The following is a 19,592-nucleotide window of genomic DNA, read 5'->3' on the forward strand; positions in this document are numbered from 1 at the left end:
TAATAGCAAGAGGAGCACTAGATGTCGTACATTGATGGTTTTATAGCGGCTGTGCCAACAGCCAATAAAGATAAATATATTGCTCATGCTAAATTGTCTGCCGTGGTGTTTAAAGACCACGGCGCCCTTAAGATCACTGAAGCTTGGGGAGATGATGTGCCAGATGGCGAAGTGACTTCTTTTCCTATGGCGGTAAAATGTAGCAAAGATGAAACAGTCGTATTTTCATCTGTTGTTTGGCCATCTAAAGCAGTACGCGATGCTGGTTGGCAAGCGATTATGGCCGATCCAAGAATGCATCCTGATCAAAACCCAATGCCATTTGATGGTAAGCGGCTAATATATGGTGGCTTTGAAGCTATTAGTGAAGCTTAAATCTGCAGTACTTAATTAAAAGCGCGCCAGTCCGCGCTTTTAATTTGGCCTTTATGCTAAACCTTATCGCATTATACTAAAGCCTGTTCCGCCCCTTGCTAAGTTCAATGTAGTGCTTGAGAACCAAAGTACATTGTTTTCTCGCCCAAGCTTTGCTTTGTGTATCGCAGCTGTGTTGGTGTAAGCTAAAGTTTTAGATGTTATTGATTTAAAATATAAATACAGTAAATTCAAGGCAAACCCAATTATTGATTGCCCAATTTCGGAGAGCAGCCCTTGAGTTATGTCATTGAACAAATTAAGCCAGAACACGATGTCAACATTGCCCTGATTATAAAGCAAGTAGGGGCTGAGTTTGGTGCTATTGGTGAGGGCTTTGGTCCTTCTGATCCTGAAGTGGATGCTATGAGCCAACATTATAATGATGCCAGCGCTAGCCGCTATTTTGTGGCATCGATAAAAGGCAATATTGTTGGTGGCAGTGGTGTAGCGGCCTTTAATGGTAGTAATCAAGTGTGTGAACTACGTAAATTGTTTTTATTAGCTGAAAGTCGCGGCTTAGGCATTGGCAAAAAGCTGACCGAAGACTGTTTAGCCTATGCTAAAGCTAAAGGCTATAAACAGTGTTATTTGGATACATTAAGCAATATGACCTCGGCTATTGCCTTATATGAAAAACTTGGCTTTAGTCATCTAGAAAAGCCATTAGCCGGCACTATTCACAACGGTTGTGATGTTTGGATGATTAAACAGCTATAAAAAATCGGCAACGTAAATAGAAGGATCAGTAATGAATATTACAAGGAACAAGCTCGGTGCTGCCGTAGATGAAAATATCATTTCAGCAGCACAAGCTGATGCACTTTTTACGTTCTTTCAGGCTCAAGCTGCAGATGTACCAAGATTTACCTTTACCCATGTGTTGTATTACTTAGGTGGGTTAATTGCTATTGGTGCCATGACTTTATTTATGAGCTTGGGTTGGGAGTCTTTCGGTGGTGCTGGAATATTACTGATCTCAGTGCTTTATGCAGTTATAGGTTTAACCTGTACTAATATTTTTGCGGCTAAAAATTTACCTATTCCGGCTGGAATTTGTGCCACTTTTGTCGTCTGCTTAACTCCGCTGGCCATTTATGGATTGCAGCAATGGCTAGGCCTGTGGCCTGATGATAGTGTTTATAAAGATTATCATCGTTATATTAAATGGCATTGGCTGTATATGGAGCTGGGTACTTTAGCTATTGGCGTTATTATCGCGTGGAAATACAAGTATCCATTTTTACTTATGCCGATTGCAGTCACCCTGTGGTATTTAACCATGGATATTGCCGTTATGATTTCGGGTGGTGATTATTCTTGGCAGCTAAGAAAATTAGTGTCGTTATACACCGGTTTGTTGATGATAGGCTTGGCATTTTGGGTTGATATAAGATCACGTCATACAGCCGATTATGCTTTTTGGCTTTATCTGTTTGGTGTTATTGCCTTCTGGGGTGGTTTATCAACTCAATACTCAGACAGTGAGTTTTCTAAATTTATGTATTTGTGTATTAACCTTTTAATGATTGCAGTAGGGGTATTATTAGTTCGCCGAGTGTTTGTTATCTTTGGTGCTCTGGGTAGTTGTGGTTACATTGGTTATTTAGCTTATGATGTTTTTAAAGATAGCTGGTTATTTCCAATGGCATTAACGGTTATTGGCTTTGCCATAATTTATTTGGGAATTCTGTGGCAAAAGCATGAACAAACACTCACTAAAAAGTCGCGTTCATGGCTTCCAGCGCCGTTACGAGAATTATTGCAAAACAGGTCATAAAGCCCATTTTTCTGTGAAATTAAGGAATAATACATTATGAGTGATTTTTTATGAGTAACATTTTCCACTATGCTTTTAAGGTTAAAGATCTGGCAACGACTAGACAGTTCTATATAGATTTACTGGGTTGTGTAGAGGGCAGGTCGACAGAAAACTGGCTTGATTTCGAATTTTATGGCAATCAATTAACGGCACATGTTGGCGTGGTTGATAAAGAGTTGGATTATTGTGGTTTGGTTGATGGTGTGGCAGTGCCTATACCGCATTTTGGCTGTGTACTAACCCCCGAACAATTTTTAGCGTTAGCCGCTAAGTTAGAAACTGCAAAAATTAAATTTATTTTAAAGCCGCAAGTTAGATTCGCCGGTCAGAGTGGCCAACAACAAACCATGTTTGTATTAGATTTTAGTGGCAATCCATTAGAGTTTAAGTCTTTTGCAGATGAAAGTGAGTTATTTAATGCTTAATATAATGTCAATTGTGAGCCGTTTTTTCAGTGATAAAGTTGTATAGCTGTATGTTTTATGACAAGGGAATTTATTTTTAGGTAAATTCCCTTGTTAGCACTTGGCGCGCTGCAAAAGCGTCTGCAACACAACATCGGCCTTCAAGCTTAATCTAGTCAACATTAGCCGATTATCTTAATGCTTCAATGCCTGCGCCATAGTTAATATGAAACGCTGCGCCATCCATAACCAGTGCTGGTACAGATTTTACACCGGCTGATTCCGCTTCTTTTAATCGAGACTTATCTTGGCCTAAATCAACAATTTCAACGTTATATTTTGCCGGATCTAATGCCTTAGCGACGTTTTGTTCCGCCGCAATGCAAACTGAGCAACCAGCATGATAAAATATTGCTTTGGTTTTCATAATTGTTCTCCTAAGATTACTTAGTGCCAACCGACACCTATACAGAGTAGAAATAATCTAAGACTCTGTATAGAAGGCACTTTGCAGTGCCCTAGTAACCTTATGGTGTAATTTATTGAAAATAGAGGAATTAAAAATGTCTGCGTCAGCTAAGTCACGCTATTTTCAATTAGAAGAGGTTGTGGGCTGCAAATGGTCAGTATCCGTGTTGCGGGCGATTGGCGAGGGTGTATCGCGACCGGGCGCATTGGAGCGGCATATACAAGGTATTTCAACTAAGGTGCTATCTGAACGATTACGCAAATTAACCGCCTATGGCTTGCTGGATAAGCAGGTGTATGCAGAAGTCCCCCTGCGCACCGAATACGAACTGACTACTAACGGGGAGAAGCTAGTCGCCATTATTGCGCAAATAAAGCAGTTGGATAACGAAATAGGCAACTCTGAACTAATATAACTAATACATAGCTTATACAACTAAGTTAAGCCTAGCGGCGTTATTAAATATAGGTGCAATTATGCGAGTTAAAGGAAAGATTCAACAATGGGATGACGCTAAAGGGTTTGGCTTTATTCAACCAACCTCAACCAGTGACAAGGTTACTGCTGAGCGAGTGTTTTTGCATGCTAGCGCCCTACAAAATAGGCAGCGTCGTCCGGTGGTGGGCGAAGTGGTTACCTACCTAGTTATTAAAGATGATAAAGGCCGTAACCAAGCACAAAATGTTACGTTTGCTGGCGAACAGCTAAGCGCTAAGCCTATTGCCAAGGCAAAAGCATCGTCAAACTGGCCAAGTATGTTTGTGGCCATATTCTTTATTGGCTTGGTACTAGTATCGTGGTTATTAAACCTAAGTTGGTATGTGTTAATTGGTTACGCAGTCATAAGCGTATTAACCTTTGCAAGCTATGCGTGGGATAAATATAAATCGAAACAGGAACAGTGGCGTACACCAGAGTCGACTCTGCAAATATTTGCCCTAATTGGTGGTTGGCCAGGAGGCTTGCTAGCGCAAAACTGGTTACGGCATAAAAGCCGTAAAGCGAGCTTCTTATGGCTGTTTTGGTGCATGGTATTACTGAATATAGTGGCCTTAGTTTGGCTGTATCGGTTAGGTATTTTACAGCGTGGTTTTTTCTAAGATTGCGCTGCAAATCTTATAATGAGTTTGCTACGAGTTTGTAATGAATAAAGGCTTGGCTTAACGATAAAGCCAAGCTCTATCGCATAGATATTTTTAAGACCAGCAATTAACTTTTATCAATAACCTTGGCTTGCATAGCGGGGTTGTTTATTTGCAAATTTACAGCTTGTTTTAAGATAATATTGCCTTCAACAATGGCATTATTGTCGATGTGTAATGTAGGTTTTGCATCCTCACCCCAAGACCACCAAGACTTAATTTTGTTACGTGATTTATAAATCACATCACCTTTAATTACCGTGTTGCCTTTTAAGTTGATATCACCATTTGAGTTGGTTACGTTTCCAGAAACTACGCTATCAACCAGCGTGATAGCACCATTTAAGGTGGTAACGCTTCCGGTAATTACGCTATCAACCAACGTGATAGCACCATTAACCGTGCTAATCTCGCCGTTAATATCGGCATTAGCGCCCAAGTTTATTTTACCATTCACGGTAGTCAGTTCTTTCGCCACTTTAAGCCCTGAGCCCGCAACTATTTTACCATTCACAGTATTAGCACTGTGTATTAGAATGTTATCTTCAAGGTTAATACTACCATTGACAGTAGTTAATGCTTTGGCGCTGCTATTACTGGCCATATTAATACTGCCGTTTACTAGCGAGATATCTGCATAATGCTGCTCACTGGCAATATTGGCGCTGCCATTTACTTTATCAATATCAGCTAAATCAGCAGCTTGGGCACTAAGCAGGCTAGCTGATGTCAGCATAATGCTTAAGGTGGTAATAAGTGGAATCAGTTTCATTGTTATGTCCTTTTTATAAGTTATAGCTTTCATTAGCATTTTCGTTATAGCTGTTATAGCCGCTTTTTAGTCACTGTTGTCGCAACTTATCTAGTTTGTTAAGTAGTAATCACTGTTGTACTAAAGCAAAGGGCTTGCCAATAATAAGTTGTTGAAAATAAATGGTATTTTTTAAATCGTAAAGAAGGAAGTTAATATTTCACTATAAAGTAGTGCAAATAGCTAACATTTATAGCTAACAACAAGAACAAAAATGTATCGCTATTTATTAACTAACGGAAAAATTCATGTCGTAGTGGGCACCTAAATACGCATGCTGTGTATTGCTCAACAATAGATATGGAGATGATAAAACACAGTCATAACAAAGCATGACTGTGTTTTGGTCACTGAGTTTAAAACTGGTAGCTGGCACCGATAGTGGCAGTAGTGCCTAAACCTTTAATATTATAACCACCATACCTATAGGATTGTGCCCGAGCAGGGAAGTAATCATTATTCAGTAAGTTTTCAATACCAAAATAAGCTTGCCAATGCTGATCAAATTGATATTGGCCACTGAGGTTAACTAAGCTGTAGTGGCTAACTGGGCCTTGATCGCCTGAATACTCACCTTGACTGTTTTTGTCGAAACGTTTTCTGTCACCAACAAAAAGATAACTTAAGGTTAGTCCCAACTGATCATTAGCTTGCCATGCTAAATTTACGGTCGCTTTAGGTGGACTAATTTGTTTAGCGCCTAAATAAATATCCTCTTCTGTGTTTTTACCTTCAACAAAACTATAGCTGGCGATGAGTTTTAAACTTGGCGAAATAGCGTAATTAATTAAGCCTTCATAGCCCCAAATTTTTTGTGGCGCCCGTATTGGCTCGTAAACGCCAGTTACCTCGTTAAATTTATTGCTGGTACCTAGCTCTGATGTGCTACGAAACGCGTTAACTTCAAAGCGAACTTGATCGAACTGGGAGATAAACCCTAGCTCATAACTATCTATAATAGAGGCTTGTGTTTGAATAAGCGCAATATCGTTTACGGTTGCGCTACGCAGTAAAACCCCAATATCTGAAACGTCTGAGCCTTGAGAGTAGCTGAAGTATGGGCTAAAGGCAGGTGTTAAGTTGTATTTAATTGCTGCATTATAGGTTGTAGCATTGTACTTAATTGTGTCGCCGCGAACGGCTAAAGGAACAGAGCATTGCGTTTCACTTTTGCATAGTTTCAGCGTATTGTAATCATCAATAGTCAGATCAATATTTTCTTTGCGTATACCAGTTTTAACAATAATATCGTCGTTAATTACCCACTTAGTTTGCAAGAAGCCAGCAATACTTTGCATATCCATTTCGGGCACCCAAATACGCCCATCTACCAGAGGTTGTGAGGTAACATCATTTAAGGCATCTAAGCCATAGATAAATGTTGCGGCAACCTGATCAAAATCAAACTGACTATTAAAGGTTGCTCTAGCGCCTTGTTTTTTCGATTTAATAACCGATTGACCGCCATTATAACCTGCAGATGGATTGGCTAAATTCGCAGAATAGAAAAATACGTTTTCAATATCTTGGCTATATACATCTAGCGTCATTTGGGTGTTATTGAACAAGGCTATATCAGTATATTTTAAGGTGATATTAACGTTGCCATCAGGGCCTTGAGGTTTACCTTGTTGCTGTTGCTCTACTGGCACGTGAATAGCGTAGGTTTTTTCGCCTAAATTACTGTTGCCCACTACATCAGCTAAATCGGTTTTTTGTTGCGCGCTATAGTAGTTATAACTAAATTGTAGTGATTTATCAGCATCAAAATCGTAGCTTAATTTAGTAAAGTAATTTTGCATTTCTGAATCAGAAAGACCATATTGCAAGCCAAGGATATCGCCCTCTGCATCGCGTTGTACGCCATTTTCAGCATAGCTAGCGGTGACTAAATAACTAAAGTTATTGGCTCGGCCATTCACCGATGCCGCCAAGCGACCACCGACACTTTCTGCTAATTTAACGGCACTAAAACGGCTAGATAAACTTATTTCGGCATCAGTTTGCTCATTTCGGCTAGCTTGTTTAGTTATGTAGTTAATAATACCGCCGGCAGCACCATTACCATAAATGGAGGTGGAACCTTTAATGACTTCAATCCGTGCTATTGCGTTGGGATCAAGTGTTTTTAAATCAACTGAGCCATTTCGCAGTGGTGTAGATTGCGGTACACCATCAATCATAATTAACGGTGAACGTCCGCGTAAAGTTTGGCCAGCATTACTAGAGCTGCCCGTATTTGGCGCGAACCCAGGTACCATTTGGGCCAGTAAACTACCTAATTCAGGGTTCACTTTTAAGTGCTGTTGGATTTGCTGTTGGCTAATAACAGTAATAGAAGCGGGTACTTCATCAATGCTTTCAATAATTCGACTGCCGGTAACAATAACGTGTTCTAACGATGATTCAGCTTGTGTGACAGCAGCTAATACATGGCCACTGATAGCGACGCTAAGTATGCATATAGAGGTTTTTAACATGGTGATCCTTGGACGAAATAAATAACGCGCTAATAGTAATGATTATCATTAACTTGATCAATAGTTAATGATAACTATTTGCGTTTATGTCTTCGTAACCAAAAATATAGGCCTGAACAAACAAAAAAACTTATTGATATTGACAGCAATAGCCAGAGTAATTGCACTATTGGACCAGCAAAATTTCCAATATGAAAGTTAAAGCGAAAATTCCAGACTTGAGTGCTTACATTGGCTTGGCTGGCATCATATTTTAACAGCACTTCGCCGGTATAAGGATTGCTCCAAACCCAACTAAATGCATGCTGCTCTCCAGGGTTTTTTATGCGCAAAGCTAAAGCGGCGTCGGCTTGTTTCGGAAGGTAAATACGATACAGCTCGCCATGTGGGAATTGCTGTAATGAGTTGTGAATAGCTAAAGAATAGTTAAGTTGAGCGCTACATTTAGCCATAACGGTTGGTGCTTTAGGGGAAGCGGTTACTTTATTAGCTGTGAATAATTCGACTACAGCTTGGGTTGGGCTTTGCCAATTAAATGCAACACCGCTAAAGGCAATAAGCAATAAAGGCATAAATATAAACACACCTAGCACTGAATGTAATTGATACAGTAGCACCGACAATTTTGCTTTGGGTTTAATTACTAAGCGTTTTAATCTATTTTTGGGTTTTAGCCATAAACAGACGCCAATTAATAAATTAAACATCAGCAATAAACTTGCTGTTGATAATACATTTTTCAACGGTTTATCGCCGGAATCATTTTGCCATAATAGCCAGCGGTGTAGCGCCATAGTAAAGCCATACAAGGTACGATAATAATCATATTGGTGTAGTATTTTACCAGTATAGGGATTAACACTGACATAGCGCTCATTGGCTAATTGGCTTTGCCATGCCAGTTTGGGATCTTGCTCTGGTATGAGTATACGAACTTTTTTCCCGCTTTGTTGTTCTAGTTTAGTTATTAATTCGGCATAGTCTAACGGTTGGCTATCAGGTGTGACTAACCATTTATCGGCTTGGATAAAATGTTGTATATCGATAGCATAAATTAATACAGCACCGCTTAGGCTGAGCAGAATTAGAAACAAGCCACTGGCCAGAGCCAAAGCTAAATGGATGCGGCGTAAGTATAATTTTAACAACGCGAGTCTCGATCAAATCATTTCTACAGATTTTAAATGATAATGCGAATAGTTTTCAATTACTTTTTATTGCCATTTGATAATAGCTAGTATAAAAGCTTAGTCTTAAGCATTTTGGATAAATATCGTTTGTAACTGCTGTTTATTATCACTCACTAAATCGGCAACTGTGAATTGACTTAAGTGTTCGTAAAACAATGCTTTACCTTGTTCGACAATGCCATTTAATTTACAGGCAGGTAGGGCTATGCAGATGGGAGATAAGCAATCAATCCAATCTTCGTCACCTTCTAGTTGGCGAATAACATAATCTAAACGAATGCTGGATAAAGGCTTGGCTAAAACAAAACCGCCATTTTTACCGCGCTTGGTATCAATTAGCTCAAGTTTAGCTAAATGATGTACCACCTTATTGACGTGGTTAGCGGATAAGTCGAACACTTCGCAAATTATGCGCACGCTCGTCATGGCCTGCTCTGGCTGACAGGCCAAATACATTAAAACGCGCAAGCCGTAGTCGGTATATTTTTTTAATTGCATTTTCTCTCTCGCTGCTTGCTCTTAATGCCTGGTTATAAATTATACAAAATAGTACTTGAATTACCGTTAATATACATTAATAATGCACATTATAAATATGCATTGAGAATGTACATTATGAACGCGAGAAAATTACTCTTTACCGCGAATAGCGCCATGGTTATTACTTTAGTGTTATTTTGTGCTGCTGCCTACTTGGCTTGGTTTGAAGGCCAAGCCTTTCCACTGCGAGTTGTTGCAGTAATGCATATGCTGCAAATTGTCTTAGCAGCATTATTTAAACTGTCTTATGTACTGCGATTAATTGCCCAAAACCAACTAGGCGAAGTATTACGCTAAGCGTTAAAGCTAAGCTGATTGCCACTGAGCAATATCATAGTATTAATGCTTTTTAGTTAATTAACGTCGGCGCTATTGATTATTGCGAAGTTGTTTTTGGGCGTATCAATGATCCAAAGTCTAGTCATATAGCAGCATACTGTGTTGCAACTGCATAAATCAGTTGGCGTTTAGCGCTGCGTTACATCATGGCTTAGTGCGTCGATCTATGTTGTTTAAAATAACTAAACATAAATAGTTAAGATTAGAGAGAATAAATGAGTCGTTAATGTAACGTTCAGTTATTAACACATGTAACTGATTGTTTTTTAATCACATTTTCATGTAAATTTTTCATACTAATAAGACATCTCTACAGACTCTTAAAACCTTATTTTGTTTAGACTTACTGCCGTTATGTTAATTAACCTATTGAAATAAAATGATATATTGCGTTCATCTAGTTTTTGGCACAGACCTTGTAGTACTAACGGTGACACTTTAAGCGCAAGCTTGTTACTGGTTAATTGATATTACGGAGTTCACAATGAAAAAATCTTATTTAGCTACTCTGGCTGCTGCATCGTTACTGGCGACTTCTGGTTTTGCTACGGCTAACGATTTTGTTGATAATATGGGCCCTTATGTTGGTGCGAGTTATGGCTTATTAAATGTTGATGGTGATGAAGATTTTGATAAAGAAGATAATGCCACTAAAGTATTTGTAGGGGCACAATTTCACCAAGCATTTGCACTTGAAGCCGGTTATATCGACTTTGGTAATTATGGTAATAGCATTTTTAATACTGACTTAGACGGTTATACCTTGGCGTTAAAAGCCGGTATTCCAATAGGTGAACGTTTCACTGTATATGCTCAAGGCGGTAATTTATGGTGGAAAGCCGATATAAACGCCACTGATGAGCGCTCTGATGTCGATGGCTCAGATTTCTTTTATGGTGCAGGCATGTCGTTTGCTTTATCAGAAAGCTGGCAGCTGCTTTTAGAATACACTCGGTTTGATGTCAAGTTTGACCGTGACGAAATCGGTATTCTTGCTGGTATTGATAGTTTTGATACCAAAGTGGATTACGCGAGCTTAGGGGTTAAATATACTTTTTAATCCTGCTACATCTACTATTTTTCTGGAAAATAGTGCTTATTAATACACAATGAGTACCTTAAATAGCAGAGTAAAAAGGCCCCTTAAGAAATAATTAAGCGGCCTTTTTATTGTGTGTTTCGTAATCGCATCGATTAAGAACTATCCAGAGTCTATTTAACTATTTATTTGCCATGTATTCGTGCTCAGCTTTGATGCATACTATTTATATAATCGTTTAATTTATATTGGGTTATGGCCTTGCAACAAACTGCACGCGAGCTAGCAAAGCAACTTAGCGAATTATTAGCAGGCACAGAGTTTGGTATTGGTGGCAGTTGTTTATTGCAACAACTGGGCATTGATGTTACGCCAAGAGATGTTGATATTATTTGCTCAGAGGCGGATTATTCAATAATTCATCAGCAGCTAGCGACCCTATTAACGCCAATAACTTTGCCTACGCATCCAGAGTACTGTAGTCGGTTTTTTCAGCGTTTTATTAGCCAAGACGGTGCGAGTGATGAAGGTATCGGTGTTGATCTTATGGCTGGCGTGGCAGTAAAAAGGCAAGGAGATAAACAGTATTTTAAGTTTGAACCTAGTCGTACTGAATTACAACACGGCATACGTTGGATGTTAGCTGCAGACTGGCTTGTGTTATATCAAATGTTTAATCGGCCGCAACGAGTGTTACAGTTAACGCAATATTTTGCGCTGGGTAAAGCATTTGATTAATTATATCAGGGATGAGGCTTAAGCAATGCAATCACCACCGTTACCCGTTAATGAGGCGGAGCGTTTAAACGCTTTATTACAATCTAAATTATTAGATAGCCCCGCTGAGCAGCGGTTTGATCGCATTACAGCTTTAGTTAAATCTATTTTTGACTGCGATATTGTGCTTATTTCGTTGCTTGACGCTAAGCGGCAGTGGTTTAAGTCCAAGCAAGGATTAGACGTAGCAGAAACAGAACGTAGCATTTCGTTTTGTGGTTATACTATTTTAGAAGACGGCATGATGATGGTGCCGGATGCGCTACAAGATCCACGCTTTGCTGATAATCCGTTAGTGCAAAACTCGCCTTATATTCGCTTCTATGCCGGTATGCCTCTACGTTCGCCAGATGGGTATAATTTAGGCACTTTATGTTTAATTGATAGCAAAAGTCGTAGTTTAGATCAGCAACAACAGCACATGCTGCAGCAATTTGCTGAAATGATTGAAAGCGAAATTATGCAAACCATTACCTTGCTGCATAATGTTCAACTTGATCATACTCTTGAAGATGTATTAGCCACTGAAGATAAACTAAGAGCAGTAATTGCCACCAATCAATTAGCGACTTGGAAATGGAATGTCCAAACCGGCATTACCCAGTTTAGCCCACGTTGGGCTGAGCTCGTTGGTTATAGCTTAAAACAGTTACAACCCACCACTATACAAACATGGTGGTCGTTATTACATCCAGATGACAGAGAGATTTCTAACCAGGCAATGCAGCAACATTTTGCTGGCCAAACCGAGTTCTATCACTGTGAAGTAAGAATGCGCCATTTCAATGGTCAGTGGATTTGGGTACGAGAACGCGGCCAAGTTATTAAGTGGGATCTGCAGCAAAACCCTTGCTAATGTATGGCACCCTTGAAGATATATCTGAGCAAAAACAGCGACAGCTAGCATTACAGTTAAAACAAAAACTGACGAGTTTTCAAGCCAAAATTTTATCATCAAAAGTTATTTTTGCGGCAGAACAGGATTCATGGGGTTATTTTTGTCAGCAAATAGCGCAAGCATTAAATGTTGAACGTGTCAGTATTTGGTTAGATAAAAATCATAGTCAACAGCTAACATGTCAGCACTTGCATCTTGATAAAGACCAGCATAAGTCTGCAAGTCAGCCCAGCCAACTAAAATTATCGATTACACAATACCCACAATATTTTAAGGCGCTAGAGCAAGAAGCCATCATTGCGACTACGGATGTTAGCCAATGCTTGGCGATGGCAGAATTAACCGATTGCTATCTTAAGCCAGAGAAAATCGTGTCTAAGTTAGATGGTATTATTATGTCCGATAGTGGCCCTGCGGGTATTATTTGGGTTGAAACCACTGAAAGCACAAAACAACAGCGGCAATGGCACAGTGAAGAGCTGCGTTTTATGCTAACCATGAGCTCGATTGCCAGCACAATTTTGTCTTTGATGGAGTTAAAACGGTTAAATAATGCCTATCAACATACCAATAATTTATTAACCCGCACCTCAGAGCTAGCAACCATAGGTTTATGGGAGCTGGCGCTACCTGATTTAACTATTCATTGGAATAAAGTCACGCGGCAGATCCATGAGGTAACGAAGGATTATATTCCAGACGCAACTGTTGCCATAAACTTTTATCGCCAAGGTGACAACCGAACGCGGATTGAGCACTGTCTTGAACAAGCCATGACAAAAAATATGCCTTTTGATGATAACTTTGAAATTATCACCGCTAAGGGCAATAAAAAATGGGTGCGCGTTGTGGCGCATCCAGAGTTTGTTGCAGGTGAGTGTCGGCGGGTTTTTGGTTTATTTCAAGATATTACCGCGATTACACAGTCTTATCATGCCTTACAGCAGTCGAACGAAGAATTAGAACTGACGCAACAACGATTAGATGTAGCTAGCCAAAATGCGCGGATAGGTTTTTGGCAAGCTTGGCCAGAGACCGGTGAATTATGGTGGTCGTCGGTAGTGTTTCAAGTATTTGGTTTTGATGAAGCTACAACAATCCCAAGTATTGATCTATTTAAGCAATGTTTACATCCGGACGATGCAACGCTAGTGGCAATAAGTGAAAAGAACGCTAAAACATCAGGTATTCATGATGTTATTCACAGAATTATTACCCCAGATGGCAGTGTGCGCTGGGTGCACGAATTAGCTAAATTACTACCCAATTCGGATAAAGGCCACGCTACCTTCGTCGGTTCGGTGCAAGATATCACTGAAAAGGTCATAGCCGAGCAGGCCCATTATCGGCTGACCTCTTTATTGCAAACAGTGTTAGATGCAGCATCTGAAGTATCGATTATCGCTATTGATACAGAAGGCATTATTCAATTGGTCAATAAAGGTGCCGAAGCTATGCTTGGTTATCAAGCAGACGAGCTTATTCATCAACAAAGCTTAGCTATTTTGCATGATCAAAACGAAGTCGCTGCTAGAGCGACAGAGCTGTCAGAGAAATATGCTGAGTCTATTATTGGGGTCGATGTTTTTACTGTTGAAGCACAGCGTTACGGCTTTGAGCGCCGACGTTGGATATATCAGTGCAAGGATGGCAGCGAGTTATTAGTGCAGGTCATCGTCACCCCGATGCGCGACGAGCAAAATACTATTACCGGATACTTGTGCTTAGCACATGATATTACCATGCAAGAACACATTAGCTTTGAGCTAAACCAGTTTTTCAACTTATCACAAAGTTTATTATGTATTTCGAGTCCGGCTGGTTACTTTATTCGGGTTAATAAAGCGTTTCATCAGGTATTAGGCCATAGCGAAGCGGAGCTATTAAAGCAGCCCATTTTAAACTTTGTGCATCCAGACGATATGGCAAAAACCCAAGTTGAATTGGTTAAAATTTTAGAAGGTAGCGTTTCTGCAAGTTTTTCTAATCGGTTACGGCATAAAGAGGGCCATTATATTTCGCTAGAATGGTTTACCGCGGTTGATCCTGATACCGGAAAACTATATTCCGCGGCGCAAGATATTACTGAACGATTAAAGCTAGAACAGTTAAAAAGTGAATTTGTCTCGACCGTTAGTCATGAGTTACGTACCCCAATAACTTCGATTACAGGAGCCTTAGGCTTAGTACTATCCGGTATGGTGGGTGAGTTACAGCCGGAGTCGAAAAAACTATTAAATATCGCCAGCAGTAATTGTGATCGTTTAGCGAATTTAATTAATGATCTACTGGATATTGAAAAGCTTAATGCAGGAAAAATGCAGGTAGAATTAGCCACTTATGCGGTTGCATCTCTTTTACAGCGGGCCATTGAAGAGAATCAAACTTATAGCAGTAAGCAAGATATTCAACTTAATTGGCAGCTACCGCTAGCCGCCCAGCAGTGGCAAATACGAATAGATGAGTTTCGTTTTTTACAAATAATGGCTAACTTAATTTCTAATGCGATTAAATTTTCGCCGGCCAATAGCCAAGTAACGGTAACAGCTGAAGTAAAGCAAGCTGCAGAACAATCTATGCTGGTGATAGCCGTAACTGATCAAGGCTCGGGTATTGCTGAGTATTATAAACCGCGAATTTTTGAGAAGTTTTCTCAAGCGGATGCCAGCGATGCTCGAGAAAAAGGTGGGACAGGTTTAGGCTTGGCGTTAAGCAAAGAACTGGCAGAAGCAATGGGCGGCACTATCAGCTTTGATTCTAGCGTGGGTAAGGGCAGTACTTTCTATGTCCACTTCCCCTTAATTAGTGCTTAAGCACGTTGTACTTACGCGCAAATAAAAACAGCGTGCTGCGGCACGCTGTTAAATATAACGACTGTTTTACGCCCCTATCGTAGTGTGACTATTTCTTCTGCGCTGGTGGGGTGTATCGCGACACAACTGTCAAAGTCAGCTTTAGTGGCGCCCATTTTAATCGCGACAGCAAAGCCTTGCAGCATTTCGTCAGCACCATAACCAATAATGTGCAGGCCAACAATTTTTTCATTGTCGCCAGCACAAATTAGCTTAATACGGGTAATTTGCCGATGTTGCGTTAAAGCAGTGTACATGGCGGTAAACTCACTGCGATAAATTTTTAAGTTGTCTTTACCATGTTGCTTTTCAGCTTCTTGCTCGGTTAAGCCTATAGTGCCGATAGGCGGATGAGAAAACATTACTGTTGGAATTAACTCATAGTTTAAATGAGCATCAGGCTTATTATTAAATAAGCGCTCGGCTAACTGGCGACCTGCAGCGACAGCAACAGGGGTGAGTTCAGCACGGCCGGTGTTATCACCCACGGCATAAATACCGTTTACATTAGTATTTTGAAATTTATCGGTTGTAATATAGCCCTGTTTATCTAACGCAACGCCGGTACTTTCAATATTAATATCATCGGTAGCAGGTGCGCGACCAATGGCCCAAATTAAACAATCCACCTCTAGGCTGTTGCCATTGCTAAGCGTTAATACCAAGCTACCATCTGCTTGTTTATCGACGATTTTTACTTCGCAATGATTATGTAAAGTAGGGCCGTCTTGGGCCATAAGTTCTACTAAGGTATCTGACAGCATGTCATCAAACTGACGTAGAGGTTTTTCTTTGCGCACCAATAAATGGGTATCACTGCCTAAGGCATGCATAACCCCGGCTAACTCAACGGCAATATAGCCTGCACCCACTACCGCAACGCGTTTTGGTTGCTGCTGCAGGGCAAAGAATCCATCGCTATCAATACCGTGTTCGGCACCTGGAATATCGGGTGTAATAGGTGCGCCACCCGTAGCAACGGTAATATGATCCGCCGTAATGCGCTCGCCGTTTACTTCAACTGTATTGGCATCAATAAAGCGAGCATAACCATTAATAACGGCAATATCGTTTTTAGCTAACACTCGGTCGTAAGAGCCATGAATGCGTTTTATATACGCTTCACGACTAGCCACTAACTTGCTCCAATCTAGAGGTTTAACGTCTGCAGAAAAACCATAATCTTCAGCGTATTTAAAGGCATCGGCTATTTGGCCGGCAAACCACATGGCTTTTTTAGGTACGCAACCAACGTTTACGCAAGTACCGCCTAAATATTTGGCTTCAATAATGGCGCAGCTTTGACCATAAGTAGAGGCACGGTTAGCGCTAGCAATACCTCCGCTACCACCACCGATAGCGAGATAATTAAAATGACGGCTCATAGACAAGATCCTTTAAGTTAAGCATATGCATTGTTTATAAGGGGTGAGAGGCGCATTTACAAGGCCAACCCCGGAATAAGACTAGGCACTAGCCATTGATATATTAGTGTTTCACCCCAAGATAAGTGCTATACGTATAGTCAAATTAGCAAAGGTTTTTCATGTCTAATAGCGAAAATGTTTTATTGTATTTTACTGGCTTGCCGCCTTTTTCAAAGATTAGCGCCGAACAAATTAAACCAGCAGTAGAGCACGCTATTGCCCAAGCTAAAGCTGCCGTTGAACGTGCAGTGGCAACTACCGAGGTAAGTTGGCAAAGTTTAGTTACCCAGTTAGATGAAGAGTCGGACCGTTTAGGTAAACTTTGGTCGCCGGTATCGCATTTAAACTCGGTGTTAAATAGCGCGGAGCTACGTGATGCTTATGAGAGCTGCTTACCGTTATTATCTGAATTTAGTACCTGGATTGGCCAGCATGAAGGCTTATATCAAGCCTATTTGCAATTAGCGAAAAGTGAGGAGTACACCCATTTAACGGCCGCACAGAAAAAGGTTATTGAAAATGCCCTGCGTGACTTTGCGTTATCAGGTATAGGCTTATCGGCTGAGAAAAAACAGCGCTATGGCGAAATTCAAACTGAGCTAGCAGATTTAGATTCACAGTTTGCCAATAACACTTTAGATGCCACCCAGGCTTGGTTTAAGCATGTCACTGACGAAGCCGATTTAGCCGGTTTACCTGAAGATGCTAAATTAGCTGCCGCTGAAGAAGCCGGCAGCCGTGAGTTAAGCGGTTGGGTATTTACCTTAGAATTCCCAAGTTATATTGCGATCATGACGTATGCTGATAATCGGCAATTACGCGAAACGCTATATAGTGCTTATTGCACCCGGGCTTCAGATCAAGGGCCAACCGCGGGCCAGTTTGATAACAGCGAAAACATAGAAAAAACTTTAGCCTTAAAGCACGAGCTGGCGCAATTACTGAGTTTTAGCGATGCAGCTGAGCAGTCATTAGCCACCAAAATGGCGCAAAATACGCCACAAGTTTTAGATTTTTTGCATGATTTAGCCAAGCGCGCTAAACCGCAAGCAGAAGCTGATTTAGCTGAGCTTAAACAGTTTGCTGCCACTAAGCTTAAGCAAGCAGGGCTTGAGAAAACAGAACTTGAGCAAACAGAGCTAGCGGCGTGGGATCTGGCCTATTACGCGGAAAAACTAAAACAAGCAAAATATTCCATTTCTGACGAGCAATTACGGCCTTATTTCCCAGAACATAAAGTAGTATCGGGCTTGTTCGCGGTATTACAGAAACTATTTGGTATTCAAGTTAAGCGCCGTGATGGCGTTGATGTATGGCATCCAGATGTGAGCTTTTATGATATTTTTGACCAAAACAATGAATTACGCGGCAGCTTTTATTTAGATTTATATGCCAGAGCGCAAAAACGTGGCGGTGCTTGGATGGACGATTGCCAAGGCCGACGCATTAAAGCCGACGGCAGTGTGCAAGAGCCTGTTGCCTATTTAACCTGTAATTTTAATAAGCCAATTGGCGGTAAACCGGCGTTATTTACTCATGATGAAGTGGTAACACTATTCCATGAGTTTGGTCATGGTTTGCATCACATGCTAACCAAAGTTGACGCCTCAGCAGTGGCTGGTATTAATGGTGTGCCTTGGGATGCAGTTGAGCTGCCCAGTCAGTTTTTAGAAAACTGGTGCTGGCAGCCAGAAGCCTTAGCCATCATTTCTGGCCACTATGAAACCGGCGAGCCTTTGCCACAAGCTATGTTAGATAAAATGCTGGCAGCAAAGAATTTTCAATCAGCCATGTTTTTAGTGCGCCAGTTAGAGTTTGCGCTATTTGATTTTCGCTTACATGCCGAATACGACCCCGCAAGCGGTGGGCGAGTGCAGCAAATCTTAGATCAGGTGCGTACTGAAGTGTCGGTTTTAATACCACCACGTTTTAATCGTTTTCAGCATGGCTTTAGTCATATCTTCGCTGGCGGTTATGCCGCAGGATATTACAGTTATTTATGGGCAGAAGTATTATCCGCTGATGCCTTTAGTCGGTTTGAAGAGGAAGGTGTGTTTAACACCAGTACGGGACGAGATTTCTTAAATTGGATCTTAGAACGCGGCGGCAGTGCCGAGCCAATGGAGTTGTTTACAGGTTTTCGTGGTCGTAAGCCCTCTAATGAAGCTTTATTACGCCATATGGGCATAACGGGTTAATAAAAGCGCGGGGTTAATTAAATGTTGCGAAGGCGCTAAGGCTCTGCCAAGCTAAATAACAGTTATATCAAACGTGTATACACGCTTTAAACCGTATACAAATAGACCAAATGGCAAGTATGCCAAACGCAGGTATATAAGGAAGCAGGTATGCAAAAAGCTAAGCAAATACCAAAAAGCATGGTTAAGGTAACCGTTATTTTAGCAACGTTATTGGCTAGTACGGCATTAATGGGCTGTCAGCAAGGCGCTATGGATGAACCTCGAGCTGAACGTTTGACGCCAGCAACCGTAGTTGAGCCGATTGATCCGCAAACTAATCCGATTGCAGCAAGTAAAGCGAGGAAGCAGCAAATGGCTATCGATACTGATTTAACCGCGTTAAAACAAGATGTTCTGGCATTAATAGCTGATACCAGTGCCGATAACATTCAGCAATGTCGTGTTATCGGTTTTGGGGCTAAACCTTGCGGTGGCCCTGCGCGTTATATTGCTGCTTCGGTAAAAAATATTGATGAAGATGATTTAATGGCAAAAGTTGCGGCATATAATGCAGCAAGTGCAGAAAATAATAATAAACTAGGCTTAATGTCGGATTGTGCCGTAGTACCTAAACCGAACGTAGTATTAGACCAAGGCGTTTGTCGCTTAGATGATACTGCATCAGGTCAAACTTATTAGTTATAACCTAAATGATTAGCGAAGCTAAAAAATAAGTAACTATATTTAAAGACTATTTTTTTGATTAAGCAAAGTTAGCAAAGGCAGCATAATTATTGCTGTTTTTGCT

Annotated in this window: 19 protein-coding genes; 13 read left to right on the forward strand and 6 right to left on the reverse strand. The window is 40.7% G+C overall.

What is annotated here, in order from left to right; genetic code table 11:
• Positions 1–21: 21 nt before the first annotated feature.
• The 4 genes from BI198_RS03800 (at position 22) to BI198_RS03815 (ending at position 2,661) form a co-directional block, all read left to right on the forward strand.
• Positions 22–375, forward strand: coding sequence for a DUF1428 domain-containing protein (locus tag BI198_RS03800; protein WP_070048350.1), 354 nt, complete (start codon positions 22–24; stop codon positions 373–375).
• Positions 376–651: 276 nt separating this feature from the next.
• Positions 652–1,134, forward strand: coding sequence for a GNAT family N-acetyltransferase (locus BI198_RS03805; protein WP_070048351.1), 483 nt, complete (start codon positions 652–654; stop codon positions 1,132–1,134).
• Between the two features lie 31 nt (positions 1,135–1,165).
• The gene (locus BI198_RS03810; protein WP_070048352.1) at positions 1,166–2,194 is read left to right on the forward strand and encodes a DUF2157 domain-containing protein; all 1,029 of its coding nucleotides are present in this window, start codon (positions 1,166–1,168) and stop codon (positions 2,192–2,194) included.
• A 50-nt stretch (positions 2,195–2,244) separates the two neighbouring features.
• Complete coding sequence (locus BI198_RS03815) at positions 2,245–2,661, forward strand: VOC family protein (RefSeq protein WP_070048353.1); 417 nt, start codon at positions 2,245–2,247, stop codon at positions 2,659–2,661.
• Positions 2,662–2,830: 169 nt separating this feature from the next.
• Here BI198_RS03815 and BI198_RS03820 read toward each other — a convergent pair whose 3' ends face one another.
• Positions 2,831–3,067, reverse strand: a complete 237-nt coding sequence (locus tag BI198_RS03820) for a thioredoxin family protein (RefSeq protein ID WP_070048354.1) — start codon at positions 3,065–3,067, stop codon at positions 2,831–2,833.
• A 136-nt stretch (positions 3,068–3,203) separates the two neighbouring features.
• Here BI198_RS03820 and BI198_RS03825 point away from each other — a divergent pair, with 136 nt between their 5' ends.
• A complete protein-coding gene (locus BI198_RS03825) occupies positions 3,204–3,524 on the forward strand; it encodes a winged helix-turn-helix transcriptional regulator (RefSeq protein WP_083256552.1) in 321 nt (106 codons plus the stop codon).
• A 61-nt stretch (positions 3,525–3,585) separates the two neighbouring features.
• On the forward strand, positions 3,586–4,209 hold the full coding sequence (locus BI198_RS03830; protein WP_070048356.1) for a DUF1294 domain-containing protein: 624 nt from the start codon (positions 3,586–3,588) through the stop codon (positions 4,207–4,209).
• Positions 4,210–4,318: 109 nt separating this feature from the next.
• On the opposite strand, the gene BI198_RS03835 is transcribed toward BI198_RS03830, so the two are convergent.
• The 4 genes from BI198_RS03835 to BI198_RS03850 all read right to left on the reverse strand — a co-directional run bounded on the left by BI198_RS03835 (position 4,319) and on the right by BI198_RS03850 (position 9,230).
• Positions 4,319–5,023 (reverse strand): DUF4097 family beta strand repeat-containing protein, encoded by a 705-nt coding sequence (locus BI198_RS03835; RefSeq protein WP_070048357.1) that lies wholly within the window; start codon positions 5,021–5,023, stop codon positions 4,319–4,321.
• A gap of 395 nt (positions 5,024–5,418) precedes the next feature.
• The gene (locus BI198_RS03840) at positions 5,419–7,542 is read right to left on the reverse strand and encodes a TonB-dependent receptor (protein ID WP_070048358.1); all 2,124 of its coding nucleotides are present in this window, start codon (positions 7,540–7,542) and stop codon (positions 5,419–5,421) included.
• Between the two features lie 74 nt (positions 7,543–7,616).
• Complete coding sequence (locus BI198_RS03845; RefSeq protein ID WP_070048359.1) at positions 7,617–8,690, reverse strand: PepSY-associated TM helix domain-containing protein; 1,074 nt, start codon at positions 8,688–8,690, stop codon at positions 7,617–7,619.
• 105 nt (positions 8,691–8,795) lie between these two features.
• Entirely contained in the window at positions 8,796–9,230 is a 435-nt protein-coding gene (locus BI198_RS03850; RefSeq protein WP_070048360.1) for an Rrf2 family transcriptional regulator, read from the reverse strand.
• Between the two features lie 117 nt (positions 9,231–9,347).
• On the opposite strand from BI198_RS03850, the gene BI198_RS03855 reads away from it, so the two are divergent.
• The 5 genes from BI198_RS03855 to BI198_RS03875 all read left to right on the forward strand — a co-directional run bounded on the left by BI198_RS03855 (position 9,348) and on the right by BI198_RS03875 (position 15,138).
• Entirely contained in the window at positions 9,348–9,569 is a 222-nt protein-coding gene (locus tag BI198_RS03855; protein WP_070050633.1) for a hypothetical protein, read from the forward strand.
• A 526-nt stretch (positions 9,570–10,095) separates the two neighbouring features.
• A complete protein-coding gene (locus tag BI198_RS03860) occupies positions 10,096–10,671 on the forward strand; it encodes an outer membrane beta-barrel protein (protein WP_070048361.1) in 576 nt (191 codons plus the stop codon).
• A 240-nt stretch (positions 10,672–10,911) separates the two neighbouring features.
• Positions 10,912–11,388 (forward strand): hypothetical protein, encoded by a 477-nt coding sequence (locus BI198_RS03865; RefSeq protein WP_141728835.1) that lies wholly within the window; start codon positions 10,912–10,914, stop codon positions 11,386–11,388.
• A 25-nt stretch (positions 11,389–11,413) separates the two neighbouring features.
• A complete protein-coding gene (locus BI198_RS03870; protein ID WP_070048363.1) occupies positions 11,414–12,283 on the forward strand; it encodes a PAS domain-containing protein in 870 nt (289 codons plus the stop codon).
• Entirely contained in the window at positions 12,256–15,138 is a 2,883-nt protein-coding gene (locus BI198_RS03875) for a PAS domain S-box protein (protein WP_141728836.1), read from the forward strand. Before BI198_RS03870 ends, BI198_RS03875 begins: the two co-directional genes overlap by 28 nt.
• Before the next feature lie 74 nt (positions 15,139–15,212).
• On the opposite strand, the gene gorA is transcribed toward BI198_RS03875, so the two are convergent.
• On the reverse strand, positions 15,213–16,562 hold the full coding sequence (gene gorA / locus BI198_RS03880) for a glutathione-disulfide reductase (protein ID WP_070048365.1): 1,350 nt from the start codon (positions 16,560–16,562) through the stop codon (positions 15,213–15,215).
• Between the two features lie 161 nt (positions 16,563–16,723).
• Here gorA and prlC point away from each other — a divergent pair, with 161 nt between their 5' ends.
• Together prlC and BI198_RS03890 are read left to right on the forward strand one after the other, a co-directional pair.
• Entirely contained in the window at positions 16,724–18,802 is a 2,079-nt protein-coding gene (prlC, locus tag BI198_RS03885) for an oligopeptidase A (protein ID WP_070048366.1), read from the forward strand.
• 150 nt (positions 18,803–18,952) lie between these two features.
• On the forward strand, positions 18,953–19,483 hold the full coding sequence (locus BI198_RS03890) for a hypothetical protein (RefSeq protein ID WP_070048367.1): 531 nt from the start codon (positions 18,953–18,955) through the stop codon (positions 19,481–19,483).
• The last annotated feature ends 109 nt before the right edge of the window (positions 19,484–19,592 follow it).

Source organism: Rheinheimera salexigens, from assembly GCF_001752395.1.
Lineage (GTDB): Bacteria > Pseudomonadota > Gammaproteobacteria > Enterobacterales > Alteromonadaceae > Alishewanella > Alishewanella salexigens.